This is a genomic window from Bacillota bacterium (assembly GCA_013177945.1).
GTDB lineage: Bacteria > Bacillota > DSM-12270 > Thermacetogeniales > Thermacetogeniaceae > Ch130.
In genome coordinates, this window is the sequence record JABLXW010000015.1 from 20,090 (window position 1) to 43,162 (window position 23,073).

Genomic DNA, 23,073 nt, shown 5'->3' on the forward strand with positions numbered 1-23,073 from the left:
GTGTTGGGATGGAAGGTGCCGGGAAATTCCCGGAGCAATGAGGCGGAAAGTGGCGCCGCCCCCCCGGCGGAGCACCCGAAAATTGGCTTTTTCAAGGTTTTTTAAGCAGAAAAAGATGGTTTTTTAAGGAGATGGAGGAAGATGGAGCTCGATTTCAAAACCCTCGGGCTGCTGGCTCTGGCGTTCGGCATCCCCCTGGGTTTGACCCCTTTCGTTAAAAAGCTTGCGCTGCTGGCAGGCGCCGTCGACAGGCCCGGGGTGCGCAAGCTCCATACCGTGCCGGTCCCCTCCTGGGGGGGCCTGGGGATCTGGCTGGGCTTTACGGCCGCAGTGCTGCTCGCGGTCCCGCTCACCCGGGAGATCTGGGGGCTGCTGGCGGGAGGACTGCTGGTCCTGCTGGTCGGCCTCGTTGACGACCGGCGGGGGCTTTCCCCCTGGGCGAAGCTGGCCGGGCAGGTTGCTGCTGCGGGCATCCTGGTCGCCTTTGGGATCACCGTGGACTTCGTCACCAACCCCCTGGGCGGGATGATTTACCTGGGGATTTTCAGCATCCCGGTAACCATCGCCTGGGTGGTTGGAATCACGAATGCCCTCAATCTCGTGGACGGGCTTGACGGGCTGGCGGCCGGGGTGGCCGCGATCTCCGCCGTGACCGTTGCGGTTGTGGCCTTCGGGCAGGGAGCTCCGATCGTGGCCTGGTGCGCCCTTTATCTTGCTGCTGCCGCCCTGGGCTTTCTCCCCCACAACTTCCACCCCGCCCGCATTTTCATGGGGGACGGAGGCTCCATGTTTCTCGGCTTCATGCTGGCGGCCCTTGCGGTGCTCGGCCTCACCAAATCGGCAACCGCCTTTTCCCTGATTTTGCCGATCCTGATCCTGGGGATTCCGATCTTCGACATGCTCTTTGCCATCGTCCGCCGGATCTTAAGGGGGCAGCACATCTTTGCCCCTGACCGCGACCACCTCCACCACCGCCTGCTGGATCTGGGCTTAAGCCAGCGGCAGACTGCGCTCGTGATCTACGGCGTCAACCTCCTGCTGGGGGGGAGCGCCGTCCTTCTCACCCGCCTGACGACGGAGCAGGGGGTTGTGGTGCTTCTCATTTTAATCACTTCGGTTTTGCTGGCTGCCGACCGGGTCGGGCTCTTCACCGTTTCCCAGGCCGCGCCTGAAGCCGAAAGACCGGCGCCTGCCCCGCGGGGCGGAGGCCGGAGAAGCAGGGGAAGGGGGGTGAGGCTGTGATCAAAAGGGGAACTGCCGCAAGGAGAACTGCTGCAGCCGCCGGGCTCGTCTTCTTGGGAATCGCCGTCGGTTTCCTGCTGGGAGCCTTTTTAGGCGCCGATGTTTTTGCCAGCGGCGGCGAACCCGGCTCCCCCGCGGACCCGCTGGTAGCCCGCAGCTACGTGGACGAACAGGTGGCGGTCTACATCTCTGAGCTGGAAAAGAAGGTTGCAGCCCTGAACGGGCGCGCCCTGGAGCTGGAGCAGGCCCTTGCCCAACTCCAGCGCCAGGCGGGGCTCAAGCCGCTTGCGCCGGGCGGCGGGCAGGCGGGTGAAACGGGGGCCTCATCCGGCAGCTCTTCCGGGGGTGTGAGCGCGGGCGGGCAGGCTCCCGCGGGGCAGAAGCTCCTCTATGTAAAGCCGGAAAACAGCTACGTGAACTTGAGAAAAGGCCCCGGCACCGGCCACGAGCTTCTGGGGAAGGTGGAGCGGGGCAGCCCTGACTGTGAGCCGATGACCGTGCTCGCCCAGTCAGGGGACTGGTACCAGGTCCGCCTCCCCGATGGCCGCACCGGCTGGGTGGCGGGATGGCTGGTTTATGCCCCCGGGTAGGGTTCCTGCCGGGAGCGCCGAAAAGCAGGCGCGAAAAGCAGGTGCAGATCGAGTGCCCGCAAAATTTTGCCGGAAAGGCTCGCCCTCGCCTTGCCCGGTCGCTTGACCGGCGCAGTTTTTAAAGTTATGATGAAGATGAAAGTGATGAAGGTGAAAGGCGGTGGCGAGCATGGCCGAAATCCTGGTGATTCCCGAGGTCCTGCGCGCCAGGCTGGGGGATGATGGAGCCAGGGAACTGGTCAATCTTCTCAACCAGGCGGCTAAGGGGACCAAAGAAAATACTATTGAGTTGATGGTGGAACGGTTTGAGCGCAGGCTTGCTGAGACAAAGACTGATTTGATCAGGTGGATGTTTGTTTTCTGGACGGGGCAGGTTGTAATAATGATCGGCTTGCTGAGCTTTTTCTACAACCTGCTAAAGTAAAAAAGGATCCAGATGTGCTTTATGCGAAGAGTGTTCCGCTGGTATTGCCGGAGGAAGCAGGAGCTTAGCGGAGATAGACGACGCACAGGGGCATTTAGGCGGCTGCGCCGTGAAGGGCGGGCCGCCTCTGTATTTTTGGCCCCCCGGCGCTTCCTGCCCTGGTCCTCCCGCCCGCGGGTGGACCGGGCTTGCCCGGGAAGGCCTTTTCACGTATAATGGAGGCACCCCCTGATTCAGCCGATCTTAAAGTTCGCACCTGCCGGAGGCCTCCGGCAACGGTTCCGAGGCGGCGGAGAAAGGGAGAGAGATCACCGGAGGGGGAAATCACAAAGGGAGGGGGAGGTTTATGCTGACCAGGGAGGAGCTGGAGAAGCTGGCTGCCATTCCCGAAGGGGAAGAATTTTACTTAAGCCTTTACCTCACAGTCGATCCCGCTGCCAATCCCCGCCAGGAGTACATCAAGGTTGCCAAAAACCTCCTGCGCCAGGAACTCGGCAGGCTGCAGGAGGCCGGGGAGCTTCCGAAAGCTGCCCTCAGAAGCCTTGCCGCCGCAGGAGACAGGCTGCTTCAGTACCTCGCCCTGAACCAGAACAGGTTCCGCAAAGGGCTGATCGTGTTCAGCGATGGGGAGGAGAAATTCTGGCGGGAATACCACCTCGCCGTTCCGGTCCGCCCCTGCCTTGTCGTGGACCGGCGCCTTTACCTCAAGCCTCTCGCCCAGCTCTTCGACGACTACCAGCCCTTCATTGCGGTTCTGGTGGACCGGCGAAAAGCGCGCCTCTTCCTCGTCCAGCTAGGCGAGGTGCTGGTCTACGTGGAGGAGAGCCGCCCCGAAATCCCGGGGAAGCACAAGAAGGGGGGCTGGCGCGCCTGGGAGCAGGCCAAGTTCAGCCGCCAGATCGAGAAGATGGTGGCCTTCCACCTGGAGGACGTGGCGGTGATCCTGGAAGAGCTTCTCAAGAAGGAGTATATAAGCCGGATTGCGGTGGGAGGCCCGGTGGAGGCAGTTTCCCGCTTCAAAGAAATCCTTCCTCCCTGGGTGCGGGAGAAGGTAACCGCCTACCTGAGCGCCTGGGTTGCGGGCGGGGAGAAGGACATCCTGGATCAGGCCCTCGACCTGCTCGGCCGGGTGGAAAGGGAGCGTGAGGACGAATTTCTCGAGGAGATCGCAGACCGGGTGCACCGGGGGGACCGCGTCTCCGTCGGGCTCGACGACGTCCTGGACAGCGTGGTGCAGGGGGAGGTCTACAAGCTCGCGGTGGCGGCGGACTTCGAAAGAGGCGGCTTCCGGTGCCCCAACTGCGGGGGGCTGTTCACCCAGGCGCGGGAGAACTGCTACTACTGCGGCGGCCCCCTCGAAGCCGTTTCCAATTTCGTCGACTTTCTCGTCCAGCGCGCCGTGAACCAGGGGGCGCTCATCGAGGTGATCCGCCACAACCAGCCCCGCCTCCGGGAAATGGGCGGCATCGCAGCCCTCCTCCGCTTCTGAAAAAGGGCAGGGCGCAAGGCCAGGCACATCGCCAGGGGGATCGGCGCCGGCCGCTTTGCCCCGGACATCACCGTGACGCGGGCGGAGTTCGCAGCGCCAGTCGTACACCGACGCCCCGAGCATCGCCCCTCATTCCAGCTCTCCGGCCAGCCTGGTCAGGAACTTACCGAAGCGCTCAACCGCCCGGCACGTTCGAATTGACACCTGGGCCAGGTTTTGCATGAGGGGCGCGATTCTTTCCCATTCCAGGTGGTGGCCGTAGACATTCCGGAAAACGTGGCGAAAACGCAGGTATTCGTCCAGTTCCTGGGCCAGTTCCCTTGTGAGCAGGGGAGGGCGTACTCCCGGCACGTCGAGGGCCATGCTCTGCAAAAGGCGCTTGTGCCAGTCTTCGCCCCGGGGGCAGCCTCCGTTGATCACCTGTGCGATCAACTCAAACCCGTCTTCGAGGGCTGTGTAGAAATCATGCAGGATGCTTCCTGCTGCCCGGAGGTCGTAGATGTCGGGGTTGCTGCTCCTGGTCGCCAGCCATTCTCTGCCTTGCCGGGCAATTGTCTCGATCTCGTTAACCAGGGCCTGCAGTTCGCTGGCAAGGGTCAGCAGCCAGTTCCGGTCTCTCATAGAGGAGAATCCCCCTTTCCTGGACGGCCTCCTTCAGTGCCGCAGGGCAGGCATCCAGATCGATGAGGTCGACGTTTCGCTCCAGTTCCCTGTTCAGGCGGGCGAGGACCGGGAAATAATCTTTTGGCGGGAGGCCCTCCACCGCCAGGTCGATGTCGGAATCCTCTTCGAAGCGCCGGTACCCCTTGAAGTAGCCGGCCAGGGACCCGTAGAGCCAGACCCGCCTCACCCCCGGTTCGGCGGCCAGCATGCCGGCCAGTCGTTTTGCGGCAGCAAAGGCCTCCCGCGCCTGCTCCTCCATGCGCCTCCTGGCCTGGTCGGCCCGCCTGCGCCATCCTTCGATATACTTTTCCATTTCGGAATCTGAAATCATCCCGCCCACCAGTTTCAAACCCGCTTTTGCTCCCTTTTTCTGGCACCCTTTCGGTCTCAGTATATCTTTTCTTGCTTCTGCCCGTCAAGCAGAACCTTGGTGGCAGTCGCATTCTGCTTTTTTGCTCCTCGGAGGGGTTGGAGGGCCCCCGGGGTTGCCTTTTCCTTGCGGGCCCATTTTCTGCTTCGGGTTCCCTCCAGATTTTTGGGATACCCCCTCAAAAAATTGCTCCCCTGCGAATAACAAAACAAGAAAATTTTCCAGAAGAGGGGAGTGGTAGTGTTGCGGTTGTGGAAGAAGCGTTTGTTTTGCGTGGTTGCGCTGGTGGTTGCCGTTTGCATCGGGGGGACGGCGGCCCTTGCCCTTCCTGCCTGGAAGCTGCTGGATTTAACGGGCGGTGAAGCGGTGCAGGGTCAGGCCGGCAGCGGGCTGGAGCTGGCGAAGGGCCCCGGCAAAGGGCTCCTGAAGCTCAAGGACATCCGGGGCCACTGGAGCGAAGAAGCGGTTCTGGAGGCCAGTGCGCAGGGCCTGATCCGCGGCTATTCCGACCTCACCTTCCAGCCCAACAAGCCTGTGACCCACCTGGAGGCGCTGGTGATGCTGGCCAACACCCTCGCCCAGGACTCTCAGGTCCGGCAGGAAACCCGGGCGCGCGCCGAACTTCGGAACCGGCTCCAGTTCCGGCACAAGATCGCGCCCTGGGCGCTGGATGCCCTCGCGATTGCAGTAGAAAAGGGCCTGATTACCGAGGCCGAACTGGGGGCCTTTCGCCCAAACCAGCCTGCGAAGCGCTGGGAGATCGCCCGGTACCTGGTCCGCGCCCTCAACCTCGAGAACCAGGTGGAGGCCTCCAACCGCCTGGAGGTCGAGTTCCGGGATGCTGCAGCAATCCCGCCGGGGATCGCGGGCTACATCAACCTCGTCTTTAAGAAGCAGCTGATGGTGGGGATGCCCGGCGGCCTCTTCCAGCCTCAGAAGCCCGTGACGCGGGCGGAAATGGCGGCTCTGATCGTGAAGCTCCAGGATCTGCTGAAAGATCTCCGGGAAGATTTGCGGGACGTGCTGGAGCGGTATTACGTTGAGGGAGCCATTGCGGCCGTGGCTGCCGGCGAAATTACCGTCAAAAGGAGAGACGGCGCCAGCGTCACCCTCAAGGTTTACGAAGACACGGACATTTTCTGGCAGGGCCGGCGCCTCACCCCGGCAGACCTCAGGGTAGGGGACGAGGTGCGGGTCTTTGTGAAAGACGGGGCTGCCGTTTTCATCAGGGTGCTCTCGCGTCCCACCCGGGAGCAGGATCGGGAGCGGGATAGGGAGCAGGAGAGGGAGCAGCAGGAAGTCAAAGGCACCCTTAAGGCAGTGGTTATCGCGGAAGGAAAGACTTCTCTCACGGTGGAGAAGCCTGATGGAAAGGTTGTCACCTACCAGCTTGCTGCCGATGCCCGCATCGAGGTTGACGGGAAGGCCGGTTTGGTGACCGATCTAAAACCCGGCCAGAGCATTGAGCTCGAAGTTGAAGGCGGTGTAATTACAGAGGTTGAGGTGGAAGGAAGCGGCGATTAGCTGCCGGTGCACAAAAACCTCCCCACCCGAAGGGCGGCCCCTGCGGCCGCCTTTTAATCTTCCGGAGAAGACCGGGGATGTATTGGGGGCCGCCGGCTTCTTGCCAGGAGGTGCTTTACTGTATATGATGTATATGAAGTTTGTGGATGGTCCCCGCCCTTCGAAAGAGGCCGCGCCCTGCAGGGCGAGAAACGCACCCGGAGGCGGGACGAACTTTATCTGAGGAGGGAGTCTTCGTGACAAGGGAGGAAGCCTTTGAACTGGTCCGGGAAAAGGTGCAGGACCCCGATCTCATCCGCCACATGCTGGCGACCGCGGCGATCATGGAGGGGCTTGCCCGGCGGTTCGGGGAGAATGAGGAAAAGTGGTACCTCACCGGCCTGCTGCACGATATCGACTACGAGGTGACGAAGGATGACCCCGACCGGCACGGCCTGGTGGGGGGTGAGTGGCTGGCGGAGATGGGGCTGGACGAAGAAATCGTGCATGCCGTGAAAGCCCACGGCCTGAACGGCATTCCCCGCACCTCTTTGCTGGACAAAGCTCTCTATGCAACGGATCCTCTTTCCGGCCTGATCACCGCCGTCGCTTACGTGATGCCCGGGCGGACCCTTGGCGAGGTCCAGGTGCGCTCCATCAAGAAGAAGTTCAAGGACAAGGCGTTTGCGCGGGGCGCCAGCCGGGAGCAGATCAGGGGCTGTGAGGAGTTCGGCCTCCCGCTGGAGGAGTTTTTCGAAATCGCCCTGCGGGCGATGCAGGAGAGTCTGGGAAGTGGTGGCGCCCGTGGCGGCTGGCAGGATTTAGGCCCCGGCGCGTCGAAGTAGTAAAAGTATTGTTAATTAAAAAAATGCCGGCGAAGAGAAGTTCGGAAAAATTCGGAAAAAAAGAAAAGCGCCTGTTTTTGCGGCGCTACTTCGGAACAGGCGGGGGGAGCCTATGGCGAAAAGAAGGCACAAGCGCACGAAGCAGACCAGGAAAGCGGCGTCGGGCGGCAGGCTGAAGCCCCAGGCGCCGGCCGGGGCGCAAAAGGCCGCGCAGCAGCATCGGGTGCAGGCCGCCCAAAAGGGGAAGGTTGTTCCCCTGGGCGAAAAGGGCAGGCGGGGGAAGGTGGTCCCCCTTGATGTGAAGGGGCGAGGCAAGAGGCGGTTTCGCTTCCGCCTTCCTGCCGGGGCGGTTGAGAGGCTTGAAAAAATCCGGGAGGGGGTCGGCCGGAGCTGGCGGGAGCTCGCGATTCGCCTTCGCCTCGGCCTTCTCCGGCGCGGCGCGGCTTCTCCCGGCAAGGAGGCTCCGTCCGCCGGGCGCCGGCCCGCGCCCGAGACGCAGCGCCTCTCGCAGGTGAAGTGGAAGGGGAAGGGTGCGGCCCCCGGCAGGGGAAAGGGGCTGCCGCGCCCTGGAGGCAGACCTGGGAGCAGGACTGCCGCCGCGCTGAGGGCGCGCTGGGAGGCCCTTGGGGCGCGCCGCCCGGGCGTCCGGGCTGCGGCCGGAGAACTGGGGGCGCTGCTGCGCCGGGCGGCGGCCCCTGAAGGGATCGTGGCCCTCATGCTGGCCGCGCTTCTTTTCTACCCTCCCTACTTCCGCGGCCTTTTCTTCGCGCGGGAGCTTCTCCCCACCCATATGTTCACGGCCGTGATCTTTTCCTTTTTTGCTTTCTATAAGATCTCCAGGCGGGAGCTTGTCTTCTTCCGGCACCCGCTGGATTACGCCGTCTTCCTCCTGCTGGGGCTCTATGTCGCCTCAAGCATCAACGCCTGGAACACCCGCGACGCCGTCGGGGCGGTCCTGAAAATGGCGAACTACGCGGCCGTATACTGGCTGCTGGCCTTCAGCGTCCGCTCTCTGAACGCGGTCCAGAGCTACCTGAAGGTCTTCTTTGCGAGCGGCACCGGGGTCGCCCTGCTGGGGCTTGGCGCCGCCTTCGGCACCTTCCACTACAAGGATGCCTTCGTCGGGGGGCGGATCTTCTCCAGCCTCCAGTACCCGAACACTTTGGCCGCCTATCTGACCGCCATCAACCTCTTCGGCCTCTACCTCCTGGCCGGGGCCGGCCGCCTGGCATCCCGCATCCTGCTGGCCGTCGGAAACTACCTCCTCTTTCTCACCTTCCTGGGGACGCAGTCGCGGGGCGCCTACCTGATCTACCCCCTCGGGCTCCTCATCCTCCTTGCCGGCCTGCCGGGAAAGGAGCGCTGGCGCGCCCTGGGGAACTTCGGGCTTCAGGTGCTGGCCGTTTTCGCGGTTGCTGGCAGGGTGGTGGCTTGCACCGGGGGCAGGGCGGAGCTGGCGGGCTGGCTCTGGGTGCTCGCCGGGGCGGTGCTGGCCGCCGTCTTTCAGTGGGTCTGGGCATCCGCAGAGGCCCGGCTTGCCCGGCGCTCGAGTTCTTTAGGTACTGGGAACGCTTCGGCGGGGCGGAGGCGGCTCCGCCCCTGGGTGCTTCCTGCAGCCGCGGCTTTCGGTCTCCTGATCCTCGCCGGCGGCGCTTGCGCCCTCTGGCAGGAGCGGGCGGCCGTGGCGGCCTTCGCCGGGCGGGCCGTGCCGGAGGCCTGGGCGGCGCGGGTCAAGAGCATCTCGCTTCAGGAGAAGAACGCCCAGGAGCGCCTCCTCTGGAGCCGGGATGCCTTCAAGATCATGACGGCAAGCCCCCTGAACTCCCTGCTCGGCGCCGGGGGCGGGGGATGGAACGCCCTCTACCACAGGTACCAGGACTACCTTTACTTCTCCACCGAAGTGCACAACCACTTCCTCCAGGTGGGTGTGGAAACCGGCTTCCCGGGCCTCCTCACCTTCCTGGCGATCTGGGTCTTCTTCTTCGGGATTACGTGGCGCACTTTAAGGTGCACCGGAGGCAGCCCGCAGGCTCCTGCAGGCCCCGGCGGGGCAGACTCCCCACCGCTGCCGCAGCAGGCCGTGCGGGGGACGGCCTGGGCGATCTTCAGCGGCGCCCTCGCCCTCGGCCTCCACTCGCTGATCGACTTCAACCTTTCCCTGGGAGCGGTGGCCCTGCTCCTCTGGGGGCTCTTCGGGCTGGGCCGGGGCCTGGGGCGCCTGGCCGATCCGGCAGGCGAGATCGGGGTCGGGGCCCTGGGGACCGGAACTGCCGGGACCTCTGGCCGCGGCAGGACCGGCCGCTTTTCCCGCTTCCAGCTTTCCCCGGCGCTCCAGGGGGTTCTTGTCGGCAGCGTTGCCGCCGTGCTCTTTCTCACCTCTATGAGCCTCCTGCTCGGCCAGAAGTACGCCCTTGCCGCCTCGCAGGCCCTGAAGCGGCAGGACGTGCAGGGGGCCGTCAGTGCTTACGAGCGCGCCCTGGAGCATGACCCCTGGACCTCTTCCTACCGCGCCGGCCTCGCCCAGATCTACCTCTTCCAGGGGGAGCAAAAACAGGATGCCGGGCTGCTCCGGAAGGCGCAGGAACTGCTGGCTGACGCGGTCAGGGCAAACCGGGGCGATCCGCAGCTCCGGGTCCTCTACGGGCGCGCCCTCTTCAGCACAGGCCGGTTGGAAGAGGGGCTCGCGCAGCTGGAGGAGGCCGTTGCCCTGATGCCGTTCAAGCAGGATCTGTACGAGAGCCTGGCAGCAGGGTATCTCGGCGCAGGGCTCTTCCTGCTGGAGCAGGCCGGGCAGGCAAAGACCCCGCCCGTCAGGGAGCAGCAGGGGGACCCGGCAAGGTTGAAGGAGCGGGGGCGCCGCTGCCTGGAGCAGGCCCTCGCAGTGCCGGAACGCATCGAAAGGACAATGGCCTCCGTTCCGGAGAAACACAAGCAGTACTGGGTGCGCGCGCCGCTCCTTGCGGTTTCCCCGCAGATCCATCTCTATGCGGGAGAGGCTGCAGCCCTGCTCGCCCGCTGGCCGCAGGCCGACACCTGCCTGGCGGCCGCCGCCCAGGACCCTGCCCTCAAGCCGGAGGCCCTCCTCTGGCGCGGCCTTGCCCTGAAGAAACGGGGCCGCACGGAGGAAGGGGAGGAGCTGGTCACAGAGGCCCTGAAGCTGAAGCCCGACTTGGCAGGGGAGCAGGAGAAGATCGAGGCGCTCCTCCGGGCGGCTTCAGGACGGCCTTCCTGAAACGCTAACCATCCACCAGATGATAGAATGAATTTATGAAACAGTTGGGCTAAGGCAAGAAAAGTTATCGAAAAAGCCCAAAACCGTGGGAGATCGAACAGGATTTCTGAAACAATTGGGAGGAGAAAGGAAGGTTTCATGGAAGAGCTTTTAAAGCAAATCTTAGAAACCCAGAAACAAATTCAGGCAACGCTTCAGCAGCACGGCGAGATGTTGCAGCAGCACGGCGAGCTTTTGCAGCAGCAGAGCAAAACTTTGCAGCACCACAGCGAGATGTTGCACCAGCAAGGCAGGATTCTGCAGCAGCACAGCGAGACTTTGCAGCAGCACAGCGTGATTTTACAGCAGCACAGCATCCAATTAGACGCTTTGCAGAAAGGCCAGCTTCGCCTGGAAACCCGCCTCGAAAACGAAGTCATCGACAAGGTGCGTGCCCTGTTCGACGGTTTCACTTTGAGGGGCGAGCAGATCGAAAGATTGCAGAAGCGCCTTGACCAACGGCTGGACAGCATCGAAACCGATACTCGTTACCTCGTTGCCAGGGTTGCCATGTTGAAGCTGGCAAAGTGAACAGGCGATTGAAAGGTTCTCGACAATAAATTTTTTAAGAAGGAAAATTCGTCTAAGAAGCTGAAATAAGAAGCTGAAATGGTTTAAACGTTCTCCGGGAAAGGTGGTTGCCAGTTGGAGACTCCAGAAAATCGAGCAGCTTCGCGCGCCCATGCGCCGGCTTGGGGACATGTGCCTGCTTATGAAGAAGAGATCGACCTGAGGGACTACCTCCTCGTTCTCTGGCGCTGCCGCGGTTTGATCCTGGGAATTTTGCTGGCAGCCGTGGCTACCAGCGCCGTTCTTTCCTTTTTTGTGCTGGCCCCGGTTTACGAAGTCGGGGCAACGATTTCGCTGGGTTACCTCTCCCCTGCAGGCGCGAACCCCATTCACCCCCTTTACACCGATCCTGCCTTTGCGAAGGAGGTGCTCCTGAGCGACGACCTCCTTCACGAAGTGGTGGAGGACCTGAGGCTCGACGTCCCGCCCTCTCAGTTCCGGTCTTTCAAAGAGTCGATTAAGGTGGAACCTTTAAAAGAGACCAACCTGCTCCGGCTCACCGTCGAAACGGAGGACCCCGCCGAGGGGCAGGCGGTCTTGAAAAAAATGATCGAAATTTTCCAGCGCGGGAGCAGGGCGCAGATTGACCGCCACCGGGGCCTGATTGTGGGAGAACTGGACCGCATCAAGGCGGACCTGGCAGAAGCAGAACAAAACATTAAAGAGACTCAGGCCGCCCTCAAGCGCCTGGCGGCCGGGACGGGAATGGCCGCCGACCTCCAGCAGGCCCGGCTCCTCGACGCCCTGTCGCGCTTTGAGGAGCAGCGCCAGAGCCTGCTCCAGCAGCAGGCCGCCCGCCGGCAGGAGCTCAGCGGCATCGAGGGAATGCAGGTGATCGAAGCGCCCCGGATTCCGGCGGACCCGGTGCGCCCCCGCAAAATGCTGAACATCGCCGTAGCCGCCCTCCTCGGCTTGATGGTTGGCGTCTTCGCCGCCTTTGCCCTCGAATACTTCCGCAGCAACCCCCTGCGAACAACTTAAAGGCATCTGTTATTTAGAGGAAATTCTTGCAGGAGTTTCTTTTCTTTTGTCGAAGCTTTTATCAAAGTCGGGGCTTATACCTGAAGAGTTAAACTGGGAGATGTGTCTGAGAGAAATGGCGCGGAGAGCAGCAACTTTGCTGTTTTTTGTCCTTGATGCATTGTTCGTCAACGTCGCCTATCTGGGAGCGCTGGCCCTCCGTTTCGACGCCGCAGTCCCCGCCGAGTATCTGGCGGCTTATTTTACCCTCGCTCCCGCGGCCACTATCCTCACCATCGCAGTTTTTTATTTTTCCGGGCTTTACCGGAAGATGTGGCGTTACGCCGGTGTCCGCGAAATATATGCCATTTTACAGGCTGTGACCATTGCGAGCCTCCTTGTGGTTGCGGTTGCCTATATCCTCGTTTACCCCTCGGGGGCGGCATCTCCCCTCCCGCGGAGCATTTACCCCCTCGCCTGGCTCCTCAACATGGCCTTTGTCGGCGCCTCCCGATTAAGCTCCCGTTCGCTGCGGGAAGTGGAGCTGAATGGGAGCCTGGCCTTTTTGCCGGATAATGGTTGGGGAAAGCAGTTGAAGAGGTTTTTCAGGCTTTGCCCCCGGGGGCCGTTTCAGGAAAACGACCGCCCAGGCAACCCCGGACCCCGCCGGCAGCGGGTTCTGATTGCTGGAGCCGGGGACGCCGGAGCAATGGTCGTGCGGGAGCTGCGCAACCACCCGGCACTCGGCTATGAACCTGTCGGATTCGTGGACGACGACCCGCGCAAAAAAGGGCTTTACCTGCTGGACGTTCCGATTCTGGGGGACCGCTACGACATTCCCCGGCTTGTCGAGGAACTCCAGGTGGACGAGATCATCATCGCCATGCCCTCGGTCCCCGGCCGGGTCGTGCGGGAACTGGTGGAGATCGGCAAAACCACAAGAGCCCGGTTGAAAACCGTTCCGGGGATCTACGAGCTGATCAACGGCAGGGTGTCGGTGAGCCAGATCCGGGAGGTCCAGGTGGAAGACCTGCTGGGGCGGGAGCCGGTGCAACTCGATCTGGAGGAAATCGCCTCCTATCTTGCGGGGCAGGTGGTGCTGGTGACGGGGGCGGGCGGCTCGATCGGGTCCGAGCTGTGCCGTCAGATCGCCCGCTTTCGGCCCGCTTCCCTCGTGCTGCTGGACTGCAGCGAAAACAACCTCTTCGAAATCGAGCAGGAACTCCGGGAGCGCCATCCCGGACACATCTGCGCGGAACTGGCAGACGTCCGGGACGGGGCCAGGGTGGAGCAGATTTTTGAGAGGTACAGGCCGCAGGTGGTTTTCCACGCCGCTGCCCACAAGCACGTCCCGATGATGGAGCGCTGCCCGGAGCAGGCTGTTTCCAACAACATCCTGGGCACCTATATCGTCGCCGCGGCCGCCTTGCGCTTCCAGAGCAAGATCTTCATCCTCGTTTCCACAGACAAGGCGGTCCGGCCGCTTAGTGTCATGGGCGCCACGAAACGCGCCGCGGAGATGCTGATCCAGTACCTCAATGAAAAAGGCAGAAAGGAAAACCTCCCAACCCGCTTCGCGGCGGTCCGGTTCGGCAACGTCCTGGGGAGCCGGGGGAGCGTGATCCCGATTTTCAAGCGCCAGATCGCGCGGGGCGGCCCCGTAACGGTGACCCATCCGGAGATGGTGCGCTACTTCATGACGATTCCGGAGGCGGTGCAGCTGATCATCCAGGCCGGGGCGCTCGCCGAGGGCGGGGAGATCTTCGTGCTGGACATGGGAGAGCCGGTGAAGATCGTGGACCTCGCCCGTGATCTCATCCGCCTCTCCGGTCTGGTTCCCGGCCGGGACATCGAGATCAGGTTTACGGGAATCCGCCCCGGCGAGAAATTGAAAGAGGAGCTGTTTACCCCTCAAGAGGAGAGGACGGCCACCAGAAACAGCAGGATTTTCATCGCCCGGCAGTGCGGCTTCGACTCCGGGGTGGCCGCGGCCCTGATCGACCACCTCAGGCTTGGCTTCGGTCTGAAGTCCCCTGAAGAGGCGCTTGCCCTACTGGGGTGGCTCTTTCCCGCCTGGCGCCGGACTCCGGAAGATGCGGCACCGGAGCACGTGGTATCATGAAAACGCCAGGCTTCGGAGCGGGAGCCGGGCTCCGCTCTGCCACCCTTTCGAAGGCCCTGCTGAGAAGGGGATTTTCCCCGGGCCTGTCGGTAAAGAGCCTGTGGAGGGAGGGCCTGCCGGTGAAGAGGGAGGCCGCCTCCCTCTCGATGAGCCTGGCCTGGGCGAGCAGGTTCCGCAGGCTGGCCGGCCTCTGGGGCACGTCCAGGTGCGTCCCGTCCACAAAAATGAGCCGCGTCAGGCCGGATTTGCCTCCCGGGATGATCTCGGTGATTTTCCCCTTCACCACATAGGCCCGCGTTCCGTCGTCCTTCACCCGGGCGCGGCGGGCGCGCACCGGGATCAGGACGAAGTCGGGGCGCAGGGGGAGGGGGAGGGCGTAGCGCCGCCCGCTCACCTCTGCGTACTTTCTGTAGGCTGCCTGCAGATCGAGGGTGAAATGGCGGGCAAGCCGGCGGACCAGGGTCTTCGTCCTCAAGGGGCTGAAGACGGGCTCCTGATTTTCCAGGCGGATTTCCGTCCCGTTCGTCCCGTCTCGGGCGTAAACCGGAACAAGGCACAGGAGTTCCGGCCAGATTTTTAAGAGATCAGCGTTCATGGTTTCTCACCTCCCGGGCTATTTTATCCGAACATTTGTTCTGTGTCAAGCTGCCCCGGTCAGGGCTTATCTGGCGCCGGGTGCCCTCTGGGCGCGATGCAAGCAGGGCGCGGATCTGCTCCTCCTTGAAAAAGCGGCCCGGGCAGAGGGTTGCGGCCCCCGGGACCTCCCTGTGCCCCAGTACGTTGCCGGGCGGGATCCCGTGTTCCTTCAGGAGCCTCCTGAGGAGAGCCGCGAGGGCTTCCACCTGGGGCGGGAGCGGGGGGTGGTTTTCGAAGTTCCCGATGCAGGCGACCCCGATTCCCCTGAAGTTCATTCTCCCCGCCCGGCAGTGGGCGCCGGGAAGCGAAAGATCCCGCCCGGGTACCACCCTGCCGTCCCGCTCGATCAGGTAATGGTAGCCCACGTCCCGCCAGCCCAGGCTCTTATGGTAGGCCCGCACGGCTTGAGCGTCCTTCTCCTCAGCCCCCGTATGGTGGATGATGATGTGCGTCCAGCGCCTGTTTTTCATGCCTTTCACCTTCGTTTCTCCCTGTTTTCTCCGGTGCTCACAGCGCCGGGCCGGATGGAGTATGATAAGCCCGGCGGGCCGTCAGGACCTCTTCGCCCGGTGCGCTCACCTCGGCGCCCGGGAGGTGCAGGGCGACTGCAAGCACCTGCTCGAGGCGGCCGATGGCGCCGGTTAAGGCCTCCAGCTTTTTTTCCAGCCGCACCAGCAGGTAGACCGCAATCACCATCGGGAAGCCGTAATTGCCGAATTGCACCAGGATCTCCTCCATTTTTACTCCCTCCCTTCCTGTCCGGCACTCAATCCTTGGGTGCTGAGTGCTAGGCTTTTCCGTATTCTCCCGGCCCCCTTGAAGGGGTGCCCGCCTGCCGTTTTCAGGATCTTGAGCCTTGCCCCGGCAGGCGGGCTGTCCAGGCCTTCAGCCGAATTAAGCAGTAATCAGGTCTGTCGTGTCCCTGCTGACGATCCGGGCCCCGAGAATCGCCGTCGCGCTCCCCGTCCTTGATGTGAAGACGTTCCTGGCGATGATGGTGTTCATCGCCGCCTCTACCTCGGCGGGGGTGAGGTTCTCGCGGGGATCGGGCACGGCGATCCGGAGCCTCCCTCCTCCGGCGGTCTGGAAGATCAGCTCAAGCCTCCTGGTGAGCACCCTGTTTCACCTCCCTCATGAAAAGTATTTGCAGCACCCGGCACTCAGGAGTGCCGGGGAGGCGGCTTAGACGGCCACGAGGTCCACTTCATTCAGCCGCTGGATGGCGTTGAGCGGGTGGATCTGGAGTCCGGCCAGCACCTGCCCGACCTCGTAAACGTCCGCGTCCTGGGCCTCGGTCTTCACGTTCCGGTAGGAGCGGGTGCGGAGCACCGGGTCTCCGTTGGCGTCGATCCCCGTCTGCACCACCAGCTGGAGGGTGGACTGCACGGGCATTGCGTTCACAGCCATTCTCTTCACCTCCCTTCCCGATTGCTCGCCCCTATTTTAAAGGGGGGTTCGCGGGTGCGGCAAAATCCGCATCACGCAAATGCGAAGCCTCCGGCGGGGGGAATTTGAGAGATGCGAAGGGTGGAAGGACGGACCGGGGAAGCGGGCCTCTCACTTGGGCTGTCTGCGGACGGCGCACAGGGGCGCACTTCCCGGCCGCGTCAGCGGGAGGCCGCAAAGAGCGAAAGAGAGCCCGGAATTTCCGGAATACCACTTGCAGGTCAAACAAGGGGACGGTTCTCTTGTTTGCCTTCAGCCGCTCATCCGCTCATCGGCCGTCCAGCCGGGTTGCCCGGGGGCGGTCAAAAAGAGTGGTGGTAAAATTATTCATGAAAGGTTATAATGGCCCTGGGGCGGTCCCGGGGCATGCGGTAGCGGAGATTAAGGCAGGGCAGCCGTTTCTTCTGCCGGCTGCGTCGCCCTCGCCCCTGCCCAAAGCCGCGGGGAGCCCCGCGGCCGCCGGGGATCCGGGTTTCGCGCTGCTGGAAAGCGCCGCCTCGTTTTCTGGCTCTCGAGAAAAACTGGTCAAAGGGGGGTTTTAGTGAAGCATCCCAACGCTAAGGGGAGGACCTCCAGGGTTTTAAAAACTTTTTCAGAGCGCCACAGGCGTTACCTTGCGGCCGTGCTCCGCGAAATCAAGCAGTTTTACCGCGAGAACTTGCTTGGCCTTGCAATTTTCGGCTCTTACGCCCGCCAGGAGAACCGTCTGAACTCCGACCTCGACCTCCTCATTATTCTCGAGAAGGCACCTGGGCTTAGCTGTCGCCTTGAGGAGTTTGTGGAGCACGTAGAAATGAAGCACGAGGCCCTTGCCCAGGAGATGTACGAGCAGGAAGGCATCTTTTGCGAACTTTCTCCTTACATCCTGACGCTGGAGGAGGCTCTGAAGCTTCAGTCAATTTACTTCGACCTTGTGGATCACCACTTGATTCTTTACGACCCTAGGGGTCTGCTTGCGCGGATTATCAGCTCGACAAGGAAGTTTTTGGAGCAGGCGGGGGCGAAGAAGGAGCGGGAGGGAAACACTTGGGAATGGGACATAACAAAGTTTGGCTTCTCCGGGGGGGTTGAGCTGTGAGAAAGGATGCACTTGCTGCGGCTTACCTGAAGAAGGCAGAAGTGCGCTTCCAGGCGCTGCTTTTTTATAAGGAGCGCGGGGCTTATTCTGACGTGGTGCGGGAAGCCCAGGAGATGGTAGAGCTTTTGCTGAAAGCAGTGCTGCGGGGGATTGGCGCATGACCTGGTAAAAGATCCGGTACATGTTTTGATGATGAGAAATGACGGAAGCTAAACAGCGCCTGCGTTTACCTTAAGCCAGCTGCGGAAAAAGACCTGCGCTGCCTGCCGAAACCTGTTGTGAAAAACAGGTCGTTTGCTTCCTTTAAGAAAGTCACCCTTGCTTTTGTAAAAATCTGCCGTTATAATGAATCAGAGGGCCTCAGAGGGCCAGAGAAATAAGGCACCGGGAAGGAAGAGGAGGTCAGCCGTGGAGAGAAGTCGTGACTGGATGGATCAGGCCGAAGGGGATCTCCGGCACGCTCAAAGTGATTTAGAGCATGGTTTCTATGAGTGGGCCTGTTTCTCTTCCCAGCAGGCGGCCGAGAAGGCGGTGAAGGCTGTTTTTCAAAAGATGGGAGCCGAGGCCTGGGGGCACTCCGTGGCGGACCTCCTTAAAGAGCTTGCAAAGAGGCAGCCGGTTTCGGAGGACTTGCTCAATGGGGCTTACGAGCTCGACAAGGCCTACATCCCTGCCCGCTACCCCAACGCCCATCCTTCCGGCTCCCCCCGCGAGCGCTATACTCGAGAAGAGGCACGGAGGCTGATTAACCATGCAGAGAAGATCATCAAGTTCTGTAAAAGTCTTCTATCCCGAACTGACCAGGGCTGAGGTGATTCGCCTTCTCTCTGAGCGGCTGAAGGAGCTCAACGAAAAGCTCCCACTGGTGCGGGCGGTCCTTTTTGGCTCGTATGCCAGGGGAAACTATACGGCCGGAAGCGATATCGACCTCCTGATCGTCTACCGGGGAGAGGAGCGGGAGGAAGCCTACACCCTTGCAAGGAAAGTGTTGGACCTGCCCCGGCTGGAGCCTCATGTCTATGCGGAGCCGGAGTACGCGGAGATGGAAAAGACGGTGCAGGCGATGACCAGGGACGGCATCGTGCTCCTGCCGTCGGCCGGCGGCGAGCGGTGTTCTCCCGACGATTGGAAAAATTAAAATCCTTCGGCTCCCCAAATTTCGGCTTGCCCGGATGGAACCGCTGCTCGGCGTTTCCTCCGTTCGTCTCTCCCGTTGAGGTGCTTCCCGCCGCATGTGGACACCGGCGCCGCGATCCCGCCGTCTCGAAGAGCCGCTGAATGGCCGCGCGTCCTGAATCAGCACCATCATCCCCCGGCAGTCAACCCCGTGAGGAGGTTCGAACGGGAGTCGTGGTTTTGAGCGGTGGAATTTGTGATAAACTATTGATGAGAAGTTGAGGAATGTTTTGTCAGGGCAGGTGGTTTCTGGTGGACGCATCGAGGCTTGAGGAAGAAAAGGGGAAGGCACGCAGCTCTGCTGCGCTCGGAGGTCGCTCGTCTGACGGAGGAACTCTGCAGGCTGGGGGCGAAAAAGATCGTGCTTTTTGGCTCGCTGGCGCGCGGCCGCCTGGACCTTTTCACGGACATCGATCTTCTGGTTGTGATGGAGAGCGACCTGCCGTTTGTTGAAAGGAGCGGCTGGGTCTACCGGAAGCTCATGCCCCGTGTGGATGCCGATATTATAGTCTATACCGGGGAAGAGTTTGTGTGATGGGCGGGATCGTTGTGGAATATCTGACTGCCGGTGAAAAAGAGGCGGTTGCCGAGTTAAAAGAGGCGCTTCAGGATATGCTGGGGGACCGGCTGGTAGGGCTTTATCTCTTCGGCTCCAAGGCGAGGGGGGATTACGGCGCCGGTTCTGATATTGACATCGCGGTGATCGTACGAGGGCTGACGAGGGATTTAAAAAACGCCGTATTCGATAAGGCTGCCGATATCGAGCTTGAGCGCGATGTTTCTCTTTCAACACTGGTTCTTTCCGAGGAGCAGTTCGAGTTTTTGAAGCGGCGGGAGAGAAGAATAGCCCTGGATATCGAAAGAGAAGGGGTGCCTCTTTTATAGTCTTTTATGGTTCTTTTAGAGCCATTTTTAAGGACCGGCGGGGTGAGTTCTGTGACCGATGAGAACAAGCGGGAAAATATCAGGGAGGAAATCAACCGGGCAAATAATCTCCTCGATGCTGCGGACTATTTGAGCGCGGGCGGCTTTTACAACGATGCCGTTTCCCGTTTGTATTATTATCTTTTTTATCACTTCAGGGCGCTGCTTTTAACGGAAGAATTGGAGCCGAAAACCCGTGAAGGGATGTCGAGGTTGATAGGAATACGTTTTGTCAAGCCGGGAATCCTTGATGCAAGGAGCTCTCGCGTCTTTTCGAGGCTGATGAAATACAGGGAGGAAGCGGATTACAACCCGGCTTTTTTGTTTTCAGAGGATGATTATCTTGAATTAAGGGGAGAGGCGGTAGAAGTCGGGGACGCCGTCAGGAGATACCTGAAAGAGAAGGGTTATTTGTGATGCTTTTCGTCTGCAGCGGCAGCAGAAAATTTAGAGGTATCGTGGTTTAGTATGACTTTCCCCATAAAACCCTCCAGAACCAAGAGGTTCTTGTCAAAATAAATTTCTTCTCAAGAGAGATGTTGCCTTCCTATTGTGCTAAAATTATGGCACATTTTTTATCCCTTCTAGGGAGGCAACTTGCTTTGCAGATCATGCATACTTTTATCCCGCGCAATGTTGCCTGATCCTGGTCCGATTTGGCATGAGTTTGGCAACAGACCCTTGTGGATTAACAGCCCTTTTCAGTTCAGGTGCAGGCAGGCTTTCTTCAAAGGAGAGCCTGTGCCTTCCTGCGAAATTCGTCGAAATGCGCCGTCTGCGGCTCCCCCGTCAGGCGTCCCGTCCGGCACAAGATAGTTTGCGAAAAGTGCAACCGCGTCTGGCACGCCGATGCCAACGCGGCGCTCAACATACTGCTTTCGGGCCCCTCGAAGAGGCACGGGGTGGGGGCCACGCCCCAGCGGCCGCGAGTACTCCGGTGGAACTGTCACCGGTGGGAAAGCCGCCGCAAATCCGCCGCCAAAAGCGGCGCTCCCCTGGCGGCGTGAGCCGCCTCGGGAATCCCCGGGCTTTTGCCCTGGGGAGGAAGTCAATCTTACTACTGGTTCTGTTTGTCAAAAACCTTGTACTGAGGCTCCTGCTGTTCGATGTAGTTGATCCGGCCCTTGATGCCGTCCCTGATCCTCTCCAGTTGGGAGGCGTAATCGGAAAACATCTTCTGGGCATTCTTGTCCTGGGTATCCAAAGCAAAGGACTTCAGTTCGGCGGTGACGGTTTCCAGTTGTGCCAGTAGCTGGTTCATTTTGACACCGATGGTCATCACGATTTCCTCCTTTGAACATGTTGATTTTATTACTATTTTGCGCGCTTTTGGGAAAAAAATTTATGGTAAGGAAAGTTATATCCCAATTTCGCACCCTGAAATGAAACGGCCTTTAATTAATTTTTATGATGGCAGAAATGGAATGGCACCAATAAAAACTAGCAGCCCGTGTTAGTAATAAGGTTTATTGAGCACTTTAGCATCTTCCCCTTTTGGTCCTCAGTTTCCGGCGCCTGCGGTCCTTCAGGGTAAAGTTCTTGGGGATTCTCCCTCTTAAGAAGAAATCCACTTTTCTCAAAGATACCACATCACTAAATCCACGTAAATTTTTTGGATCAGGAAAAATCGCAGTTTCGGAAAACAGGAGAATGGCATCCCCGGACAAAGAGTCTTAGAAAATTGGAACTTCCACCATCACCAGCCTCCTACGAGTCCTGGCGCTGCTTAAAGGTTACACCACTCGCTTGTTGCTTCAGCTTCACGAACCACTGTCCCAGGGAGGAGGGACTTCAAAAAGCTCAACAGAATCCGAATGGGAGTTCCCTCAAAATTCTGGATTCGACCCACACCAGAACCTTCCGTGCCCTCTGCCGGCAGCTTGAGGGCGGCACCTGCCGCCGCTGCTGCCTCTCCTGCTGCGCCGCCAACTGTTTTCTGCCCCTGCTTCGGGAAAGCATTCCTCGGGACTTTCCTCACTTAATTGTACCCGTGAAAGGATGTCGGTGATCGCCTTTGCAGTTAGCTGCGCTTGACGACCGTGCCCCGGCAGGGTTATACTGGTGAGTGAGAAGTTATCCAGGGGGGCTCAAAGGTATGCCTTATATTGCTACCGTATCACAAAAAGGGTGGGTGGTCATACCGAAGGAACTCCGCGCAAAGCTCAAGATCCGCCCGGGAAGCAAGGTCCTCCTCGTGGAAGGGGAGGAGGGCCTGGTGATTACACCTCTCCCCGAGGACCCGATTGCTGCTTTCAGGGGGATGCTCAAGGGCTTTCCCCTGGTGGAAGAGCTGCTGGAGGCCAGGAAGGAGGAGGCTGCCCGTGAAGAGCTACGTGCTGGACAGCTACGCGGTGCTGGCGTACTTCCAGGATGAAGAAGGGGCAGCCCAGGTGGAGGGACTGCTCCGGGAAGCCGCTGCAGGAAAGGCATCCCTGATCCTGTCTGCCGTCAACCTTGGGGAGGTCGCCTACATCACCCAGCAGAAGGCCGGGGCGAAAGGCAGGCGCAAACTTCTGGCTGCGCTGGACGCCCTTCCGGTTACGGTTGTAGACGCCGACCGGGGCCTTGCCCTCGCGGCGGCGGAGATCAAGGTAAAACACGCCGTTTCCTACGCCGATTGCTTCGCGCTCGCCCTGGCCCGGCGCAGCGGGGGAACTGTGGTCACGGGGGACCCCGAGTTTAAAAAGGCAGAGGGGGTCGCGCCGGTTCACTGGCTCCCGGAAAAACCCAAACAACGCTAAACCCCTCAATTGATTTACCTTTATCTCAGCGGCCCCCGCAGCTCCAGGGGGGATGGAGTGCGAGGTAAGTTTGGTTTTTGCCTGCTTTTTGCAAACAAGAGCAAACAAGAGCAAACAAGAGAACCGACCCCTTGTTTTTTCTGTGCAGTCTGACGCAACAGGAGAACAGGACCGTTCCCTTGTTGCCCTTTGTTGCTCTTTCAATATACACGGAGGATGTTCTTTGAAGTTAAGAAAAAATGGCTGTCAAATGTGAATACATCCTTAATATCAGTTTGCTGCTCTAAAATCACAAAGCTCACGGCATCCACATACGAAATGGCTTGATCACTGTATTTTTTTATTAGACGAAGCGCTTCTCTTTCAATCTCCGGTGTTGAATAAACCACCTGCAAAAAACTCGTGTTTTCGGCTTCTTTTATGCTCTCCAAAAACCGCAGTGCCGTGCGATAATTAACATTATAACGAATAAATGTATAAGTTTCAGATATAACAAGGTTGCTGGTAACCTGCACAACCCTGCCGGCAACCATTGCTTTGAAAACTGTTTTGGCCGTTTCATGGTTGGCATCATGCCTGAGCGCTAACGCAATCCAGGCACCGGTATCTACAAACACCTTATGGCCTGCCATATAAATATCTGTCATGGTTAACCGACCCATCCTGCGGCCCCTCTGTTTCGTCGCTTATGCCGACAATCTCCAGCAGGGGGTTTTCCTGAAGCCTTTTTTTCTCCTGGCTTATGAAATTATCCAGAGCTTCCCGGATGATCTCAGCCTCCGTTACCATTTTGATCTTTGCCAGCTTCTTCAGCTCTTCATCCTGCTCCGGGAAGATGTATGTCTGTTTCCTCACCATGCGTTGAGCCCGCTCCCGGCTACCGCTCACAGCATCCCTCCTCCATTTAGAAATTGTTATATACATTGTAAATTATCGTTTATGATGTTGTCAAACCACAAGCAAGCACACCTGCGCGCCACATCCTGGATCAGCACCTTGTAACCAGGATTTCCCCAAGCGCCC

30 protein-coding genes and 1 pseudogene are annotated in these 23,073 nt (G+C 60.2%); 21 read left to right on the top strand and 10 right to left on the bottom strand.

The window, feature by feature from the left end; genetic code table 11:
- Positions 1–141: 141 nt before the first annotated feature.
- The 4 genes from HPY58_09745 to HPY58_09760 all read left to right on the top strand — a co-directional run bounded on the left by HPY58_09745 (position 142) and on the right by HPY58_09760 (position 3,745).
- Positions 142–1,242, top strand: a complete 1,101-nt coding sequence (locus HPY58_09745) for an undecaprenyl/decaprenyl-phosphate alpha-N-acetylglucosaminyl 1-phosphate transferase (GenBank protein NPV29914.1) — start codon at positions 142–144, stop codon at positions 1,240–1,242.
- Complete coding sequence (locus HPY58_09750; protein NPV29915.1) at positions 1,239–1,832, top strand: SH3 domain-containing protein; 594 nt, start codon at positions 1,239–1,241, stop codon at positions 1,830–1,832. Before HPY58_09745 ends, HPY58_09750 begins: the two co-directional genes overlap by 4 nt.
- A gap of 169 nt (positions 1,833–2,001) precedes the next feature.
- Positions 2,002–2,256: a hypothetical protein gene (locus tag HPY58_09755; GenBank protein NPV29916.1), complete on the top strand. Its 255-nt coding sequence runs from the start codon at positions 2,002–2,004 to the stop codon at positions 2,254–2,256.
- A 346-nt stretch (positions 2,257–2,602) separates the two neighbouring features.
- Entirely contained in the window at positions 2,603–3,745 is a 1,143-nt protein-coding gene (locus HPY58_09760) for a hypothetical protein (protein NPV29917.1), read from the top strand.
- A gap of 129 nt (positions 3,746–3,874) precedes the next feature.
- On the opposite strand, the gene HPY58_09765 is transcribed toward HPY58_09760, so the two are convergent.
- Positions 3,875–4,366, bottom strand: coding sequence for a hypothetical protein (locus HPY58_09765; GenBank protein ID NPV29918.1), 492 nt, complete (start codon positions 4,364–4,366; stop codon positions 3,875–3,877).
- Positions 4,311–4,739, bottom strand: a complete 429-nt coding sequence (locus HPY58_09770) for a nucleotidyltransferase domain-containing protein (protein ID NPV29919.1) — start codon at positions 4,737–4,739, stop codon at positions 4,311–4,313. The genes HPY58_09765 and HPY58_09770 overlap by 56 nt, the downstream gene beginning before the upstream one ends.
- 279 nt (positions 4,740–5,018) lie before the next feature.
- Between HPY58_09770 and HPY58_09775 the strand changes: the two genes are divergently transcribed.
- The 6 genes from HPY58_09775 to HPY58_09800 all read left to right on the top strand — a co-directional run bounded on the left by HPY58_09775 (position 5,019) and on the right by HPY58_09800 (position 14,049).
- A complete protein-coding gene (locus HPY58_09775) occupies positions 5,019–6,302 on the top strand; it encodes an S-layer homology domain-containing protein (GenBank protein NPV29920.1) in 1,284 nt (427 codons plus the stop codon).
- Between the two features lie 236 nt (positions 6,303–6,538).
- Positions 6,539–7,126, top strand: a complete 588-nt coding sequence (locus HPY58_09780; protein ID NPV29921.1) for an HDIG domain-containing protein — start codon at positions 6,539–6,541, stop codon at positions 7,124–7,126.
- Between the two features lie 112 nt (positions 7,127–7,238).
- Complete coding sequence (locus HPY58_09785; GenBank protein ID NPV29922.1) at positions 7,239–10,358, top strand: hypothetical protein; 3,120 nt, start codon at positions 7,239–7,241, stop codon at positions 10,356–10,358.
- Between the two features lie 138 nt (positions 10,359–10,496).
- The gene (locus tag HPY58_09790; GenBank protein ID NPV29923.1) at positions 10,497–10,928 is read left to right on the top strand and encodes a hypothetical protein; all 432 of its coding nucleotides are present in this window, start codon (positions 10,497–10,499) and stop codon (positions 10,926–10,928) included.
- Between the two features lie 171 nt (positions 10,929–11,099).
- The gene (locus HPY58_09795) at positions 11,100–11,948 is read left to right on the top strand and encodes a hypothetical protein (protein NPV29924.1); all 849 of its coding nucleotides are present in this window, start codon (positions 11,100–11,102) and stop codon (positions 11,946–11,948) included.
- A gap of 115 nt (positions 11,949–12,063) precedes the next feature.
- A complete protein-coding gene (locus HPY58_09800; GenBank protein NPV29925.1) occupies positions 12,064–14,049 on the top strand; it encodes a polysaccharide biosynthesis protein in 1,986 nt (661 codons plus the stop codon).
- Here the strand turns inward: HPY58_09800 and HPY58_09805 are convergent.
- The 5 genes from HPY58_09805 to HPY58_09825 all read right to left on the bottom strand — a co-directional run bounded on the left by HPY58_09805 (position 13,934) and on the right by HPY58_09825 (position 16,092).
- Positions 13,934–14,644, bottom strand: a complete 711-nt coding sequence (locus HPY58_09805; GenBank protein ID NPV29926.1) for a hypothetical protein — start codon at positions 14,642–14,644, stop codon at positions 13,934–13,936. The two genes, HPY58_09800 and HPY58_09805, sit on opposite strands and share 116 nt — an antisense overlap.
- Positions 14,634–15,155: an N-acetylmuramoyl-L-alanine amidase gene (locus tag HPY58_09810; GenBank protein ID NPV29927.1), complete on the bottom strand. Its 522-nt coding sequence runs from the start codon at positions 15,153–15,155 to the stop codon at positions 14,634–14,636. Before HPY58_09810 ends, HPY58_09805 begins: the two co-directional genes overlap by 11 nt.
- Positions 15,156–15,192: 37 nt before the next feature.
- Complete coding sequence (locus HPY58_09815) at positions 15,193–15,423, bottom strand: YvrJ family protein (protein NPV29928.1); 231 nt, start codon at positions 15,421–15,423, stop codon at positions 15,193–15,195.
- A 156-nt stretch (positions 15,424–15,579) separates the two neighbouring features.
- The gene (locus tag HPY58_09820; protein NPV29929.1) at positions 15,580–15,801 is read right to left on the bottom strand and encodes a DUF2922 domain-containing protein; all 222 of its coding nucleotides are present in this window, start codon (positions 15,799–15,801) and stop codon (positions 15,580–15,582) included.
- A 66-nt stretch (positions 15,802–15,867) separates the two neighbouring features.
- Entirely contained in the window at positions 15,868–16,092 is a 225-nt protein-coding gene (locus HPY58_09825) for a DUF1659 domain-containing protein (GenBank protein ID NPV29930.1), read from the bottom strand.
- Positions 16,093–16,672: 580 nt separating this feature from the next.
- Between HPY58_09825 and HPY58_09830 the strand changes: the two genes are divergently transcribed.
- The 8 genes and pseudogenes from HPY58_09830 (at position 16,673) to HPY58_09865 (ending at position 20,316) form a co-directional block, all read left to right on the top strand.
- A complete protein-coding gene (locus tag HPY58_09830) occupies positions 16,673–17,209 on the top strand; it encodes a nucleotidyltransferase domain-containing protein (protein NPV29931.1) in 537 nt (178 codons plus the stop codon).
- Positions 17,206–17,370, top strand: a complete 165-nt coding sequence (locus HPY58_09835) for a HEPN domain-containing protein (GenBank protein NPV29932.1) — start codon at positions 17,206–17,208, stop codon at positions 17,368–17,370. Before HPY58_09830 ends, HPY58_09835 begins: the two co-directional genes overlap by 4 nt.
- 184 nt (positions 17,371–17,554) lie before the next feature.
- The gene (locus tag HPY58_09840) at positions 17,555–18,019 is read left to right on the top strand and encodes a HEPN domain-containing protein (GenBank protein ID NPV29933.1); all 465 of its coding nucleotides are present in this window, start codon (positions 17,555–17,557) and stop codon (positions 18,017–18,019) included.
- Positions 17,961–18,347 (top strand): nucleotidyltransferase domain-containing protein, encoded by a 387-nt coding sequence (locus HPY58_09845; protein ID NPV29934.1) that lies wholly within the window; start codon positions 17,961–17,963, stop codon positions 18,345–18,347. The genes HPY58_09840 and HPY58_09845 overlap by 59 nt, the downstream gene beginning before the upstream one ends.
- Before the next feature lie 306 nt (positions 18,348–18,653).
- Positions 18,654–18,920 (top strand): nucleotidyltransferase domain-containing protein, encoded by a 267-nt coding sequence (locus HPY58_09850; GenBank protein ID NPV29935.1) that lies wholly within the window; start codon positions 18,654–18,656, stop codon positions 18,918–18,920.
- A 14-nt stretch (positions 18,921–18,934) separates the two neighbouring features.
- The gene (locus HPY58_09855; GenBank protein ID NPV29936.1) at positions 18,935–19,270 is read left to right on the top strand and encodes a nucleotidyltransferase domain-containing protein; all 336 of its coding nucleotides are present in this window, start codon (positions 18,935–18,937) and stop codon (positions 19,268–19,270) included.
- A gap of 51 nt (positions 19,271–19,321) precedes the next feature.
- Positions 19,322–19,726, top strand: coding sequence for a HEPN domain-containing protein (locus tag HPY58_09860; GenBank protein NPV29937.1), 405 nt, complete (start codon positions 19,322–19,324; stop codon positions 19,724–19,726).
- 341 nt (positions 19,727–20,067) lie between these two features.
- Positions 20,068–20,316 (top strand): annotated as a pseudogene (locus tag HPY58_09865) (transposase).
- A 50-nt stretch (positions 20,317–20,366) separates the two neighbouring features.
- Here HPY58_09865 and HPY58_09870 read toward each other — a convergent pair.
- Positions 20,367–20,588: a DUF1657 domain-containing protein gene (locus HPY58_09870; protein NPV29938.1), complete on the bottom strand. Its 222-nt coding sequence runs from the start codon at positions 20,586–20,588 to the stop codon at positions 20,367–20,369.
- Here HPY58_09870 and HPY58_09875 point away from each other — a divergent pair.
- The 3 genes from HPY58_09875 to HPY58_09885 all read left to right on the top strand — a co-directional run bounded on the left by HPY58_09875 (position 20,581) and on the right by HPY58_09885 (position 22,050).
- Entirely contained in the window at positions 20,581–20,766 is a 186-nt protein-coding gene (locus tag HPY58_09875) for a hypothetical protein (GenBank protein ID NPV29939.1), read from the top strand. The two genes, HPY58_09870 and HPY58_09875, sit on opposite strands and share 8 nt — an antisense overlap.
- Before the next feature lie 638 nt (positions 20,767–21,404).
- Positions 21,405–21,683 (top strand): AbrB/MazE/SpoVT family DNA-binding domain-containing protein, encoded by a 279-nt coding sequence (locus HPY58_09880; GenBank protein ID NPV29940.1) that lies wholly within the window; start codon positions 21,405–21,407, stop codon positions 21,681–21,683.
- The gene (locus HPY58_09885) at positions 21,631–22,050 is read left to right on the top strand and encodes a type II toxin-antitoxin system VapC family toxin (GenBank protein ID NPV29941.1); all 420 of its coding nucleotides are present in this window, start codon (positions 21,631–21,633) and stop codon (positions 22,048–22,050) included. Before HPY58_09880 ends, HPY58_09885 begins: the two co-directional genes overlap by 53 nt.
- Before the next feature lie 200 nt (positions 22,051–22,250).
- On the opposite strand, the gene HPY58_09890 is transcribed toward HPY58_09885, so the two are convergent.
- Together HPY58_09890 and HPY58_09895 are read right to left on the bottom strand one after the other, a co-directional pair.
- Positions 22,251–22,712, bottom strand: a complete 462-nt coding sequence (locus HPY58_09890) for a PIN domain-containing protein (protein ID NPV29942.1) — start codon at positions 22,710–22,712, stop codon at positions 22,251–22,253.
- Positions 22,669–22,974, bottom strand: coding sequence for a hypothetical protein (locus tag HPY58_09895; GenBank protein NPV29943.1), 306 nt, complete (start codon positions 22,972–22,974; stop codon positions 22,669–22,671). The genes HPY58_09890 and HPY58_09895 overlap by 44 nt, the downstream gene beginning before the upstream one ends.
- Positions 22,975–23,073: the final 99 nt, after the last annotated feature.

What these genes read in the sequence shown, in the direction of transcription:
- HPY58_09800 (NPV29925.1), top strand. Translation starts at nt 12,064, where the DNA reads ATGGCGCGGAGAGCAGCAACTTTGCTGTTTTTTGTCCTTGATGCATTG.
- HPY58_09825 (NPV29930.1), bottom strand. Translation starts at nt 16,092, where the DNA reads ATGGCTGTGAACGCAATGCCCGTGCAGTCCACCCTCCAGCTGGTGGTG.
- HPY58_09815 (NPV29928.1), bottom strand. Translation starts at nt 15,423, where the DNA reads ATGGAGGAGATCCTGGTGCAATTCGGCAATTACGGCTTCCCGATGGTG.
- HPY58_09745 (NPV29914.1), top strand. Translation starts at nt 142, where the DNA reads ATGGAGCTCGATTTCAAAACCCTCGGGCTGCTGGCTCTGGCGTTCGGC.
- HPY58_09880 (NPV29940.1), top strand. Translation starts at nt 21,405, where the DNA reads ATGCCTTATATTGCTACCGTATCACAAAAAGGGTGGGTGGTCATACCG.
- HPY58_09790 (NPV29923.1), top strand. Translation starts at nt 10,497, where the DNA reads ATGGAAGAGCTTTTAAAGCAAATCTTAGAAACCCAGAAACAAATTCAG.
- HPY58_09785 (NPV29922.1), top strand. Translation starts at nt 7,239, where the DNA reads ATGGCGAAAAGAAGGCACAAGCGCACGAAGCAGACCAGGAAAGCGGCG.
- HPY58_09755 (NPV29916.1), top strand. Translation starts at nt 2,002, where the DNA reads ATGGCCGAAATCCTGGTGATTCCCGAGGTCCTGCGCGCCAGGCTGGGG.
- HPY58_09895 (NPV29943.1), bottom strand. Translation starts at nt 22,974, where the DNA reads ATGTATATAACAATTTCTAAATGGAGGAGGGATGCTGTGAGCGGTAGC.
- HPY58_09810 (NPV29927.1), bottom strand. Translation starts at nt 15,155, where the DNA reads ATGAAAAACAGGCGCTGGACGCACATCATCATCCACCATACGGGGGCT.
- HPY58_09770 (NPV29919.1), bottom strand. Translation starts at nt 4,739, where the DNA reads ATGATTTCAGATTCCGAAATGGAAAAGTATATCGAAGGATGGCGCAGG.
- HPY58_09760 (NPV29917.1), top strand. Translation starts at nt 2,603, where the DNA reads ATGCTGACCAGGGAGGAGCTGGAGAAGCTGGCTGCCATTCCCGAAGGG.
- HPY58_09805 (NPV29926.1), bottom strand. Translation starts at nt 14,644, where the DNA reads ATGAACGCTGATCTCTTAAAAATCTGGCCGGAACTCCTGTGCCTTGTT.
- HPY58_09890 (NPV29942.1), bottom strand. Translation starts at nt 22,712, where the DNA reads ATGGGTCGGTTAACCATGACAGATATTTATATGGCAGGCCATAAGGTG.
- HPY58_09870 (NPV29938.1), bottom strand. Translation starts at nt 20,588, where the DNA reads ATGACCATCGGTGTCAAAATGAACCAGCTACTGGCACAACTGGAAACC.
- HPY58_09875 (NPV29939.1), top strand. Translation starts at nt 20,581, where the DNA reads ATGGTCATCACGATTTCCTCCTTTGAACATGTTGATTTTATTACTATT.
- HPY58_09765 (NPV29918.1), bottom strand. Translation starts at nt 4,366, where the DNA reads ATGAGAGACCGGAACTGGCTGCTGACCCTTGCCAGCGAACTGCAGGCC.
- HPY58_09840 (NPV29933.1), top strand. Translation starts at nt 17,555, where the DNA reads ATGAATCAGAGGGCCTCAGAGGGCCAGAGAAATAAGGCACCGGGAAGG.
- HPY58_09845 (NPV29934.1), top strand. Translation starts at nt 17,961, where the DNA reads ATGCAGAGAAGATCATCAAGTTCTGTAAAAGTCTTCTATCCCGAACTG.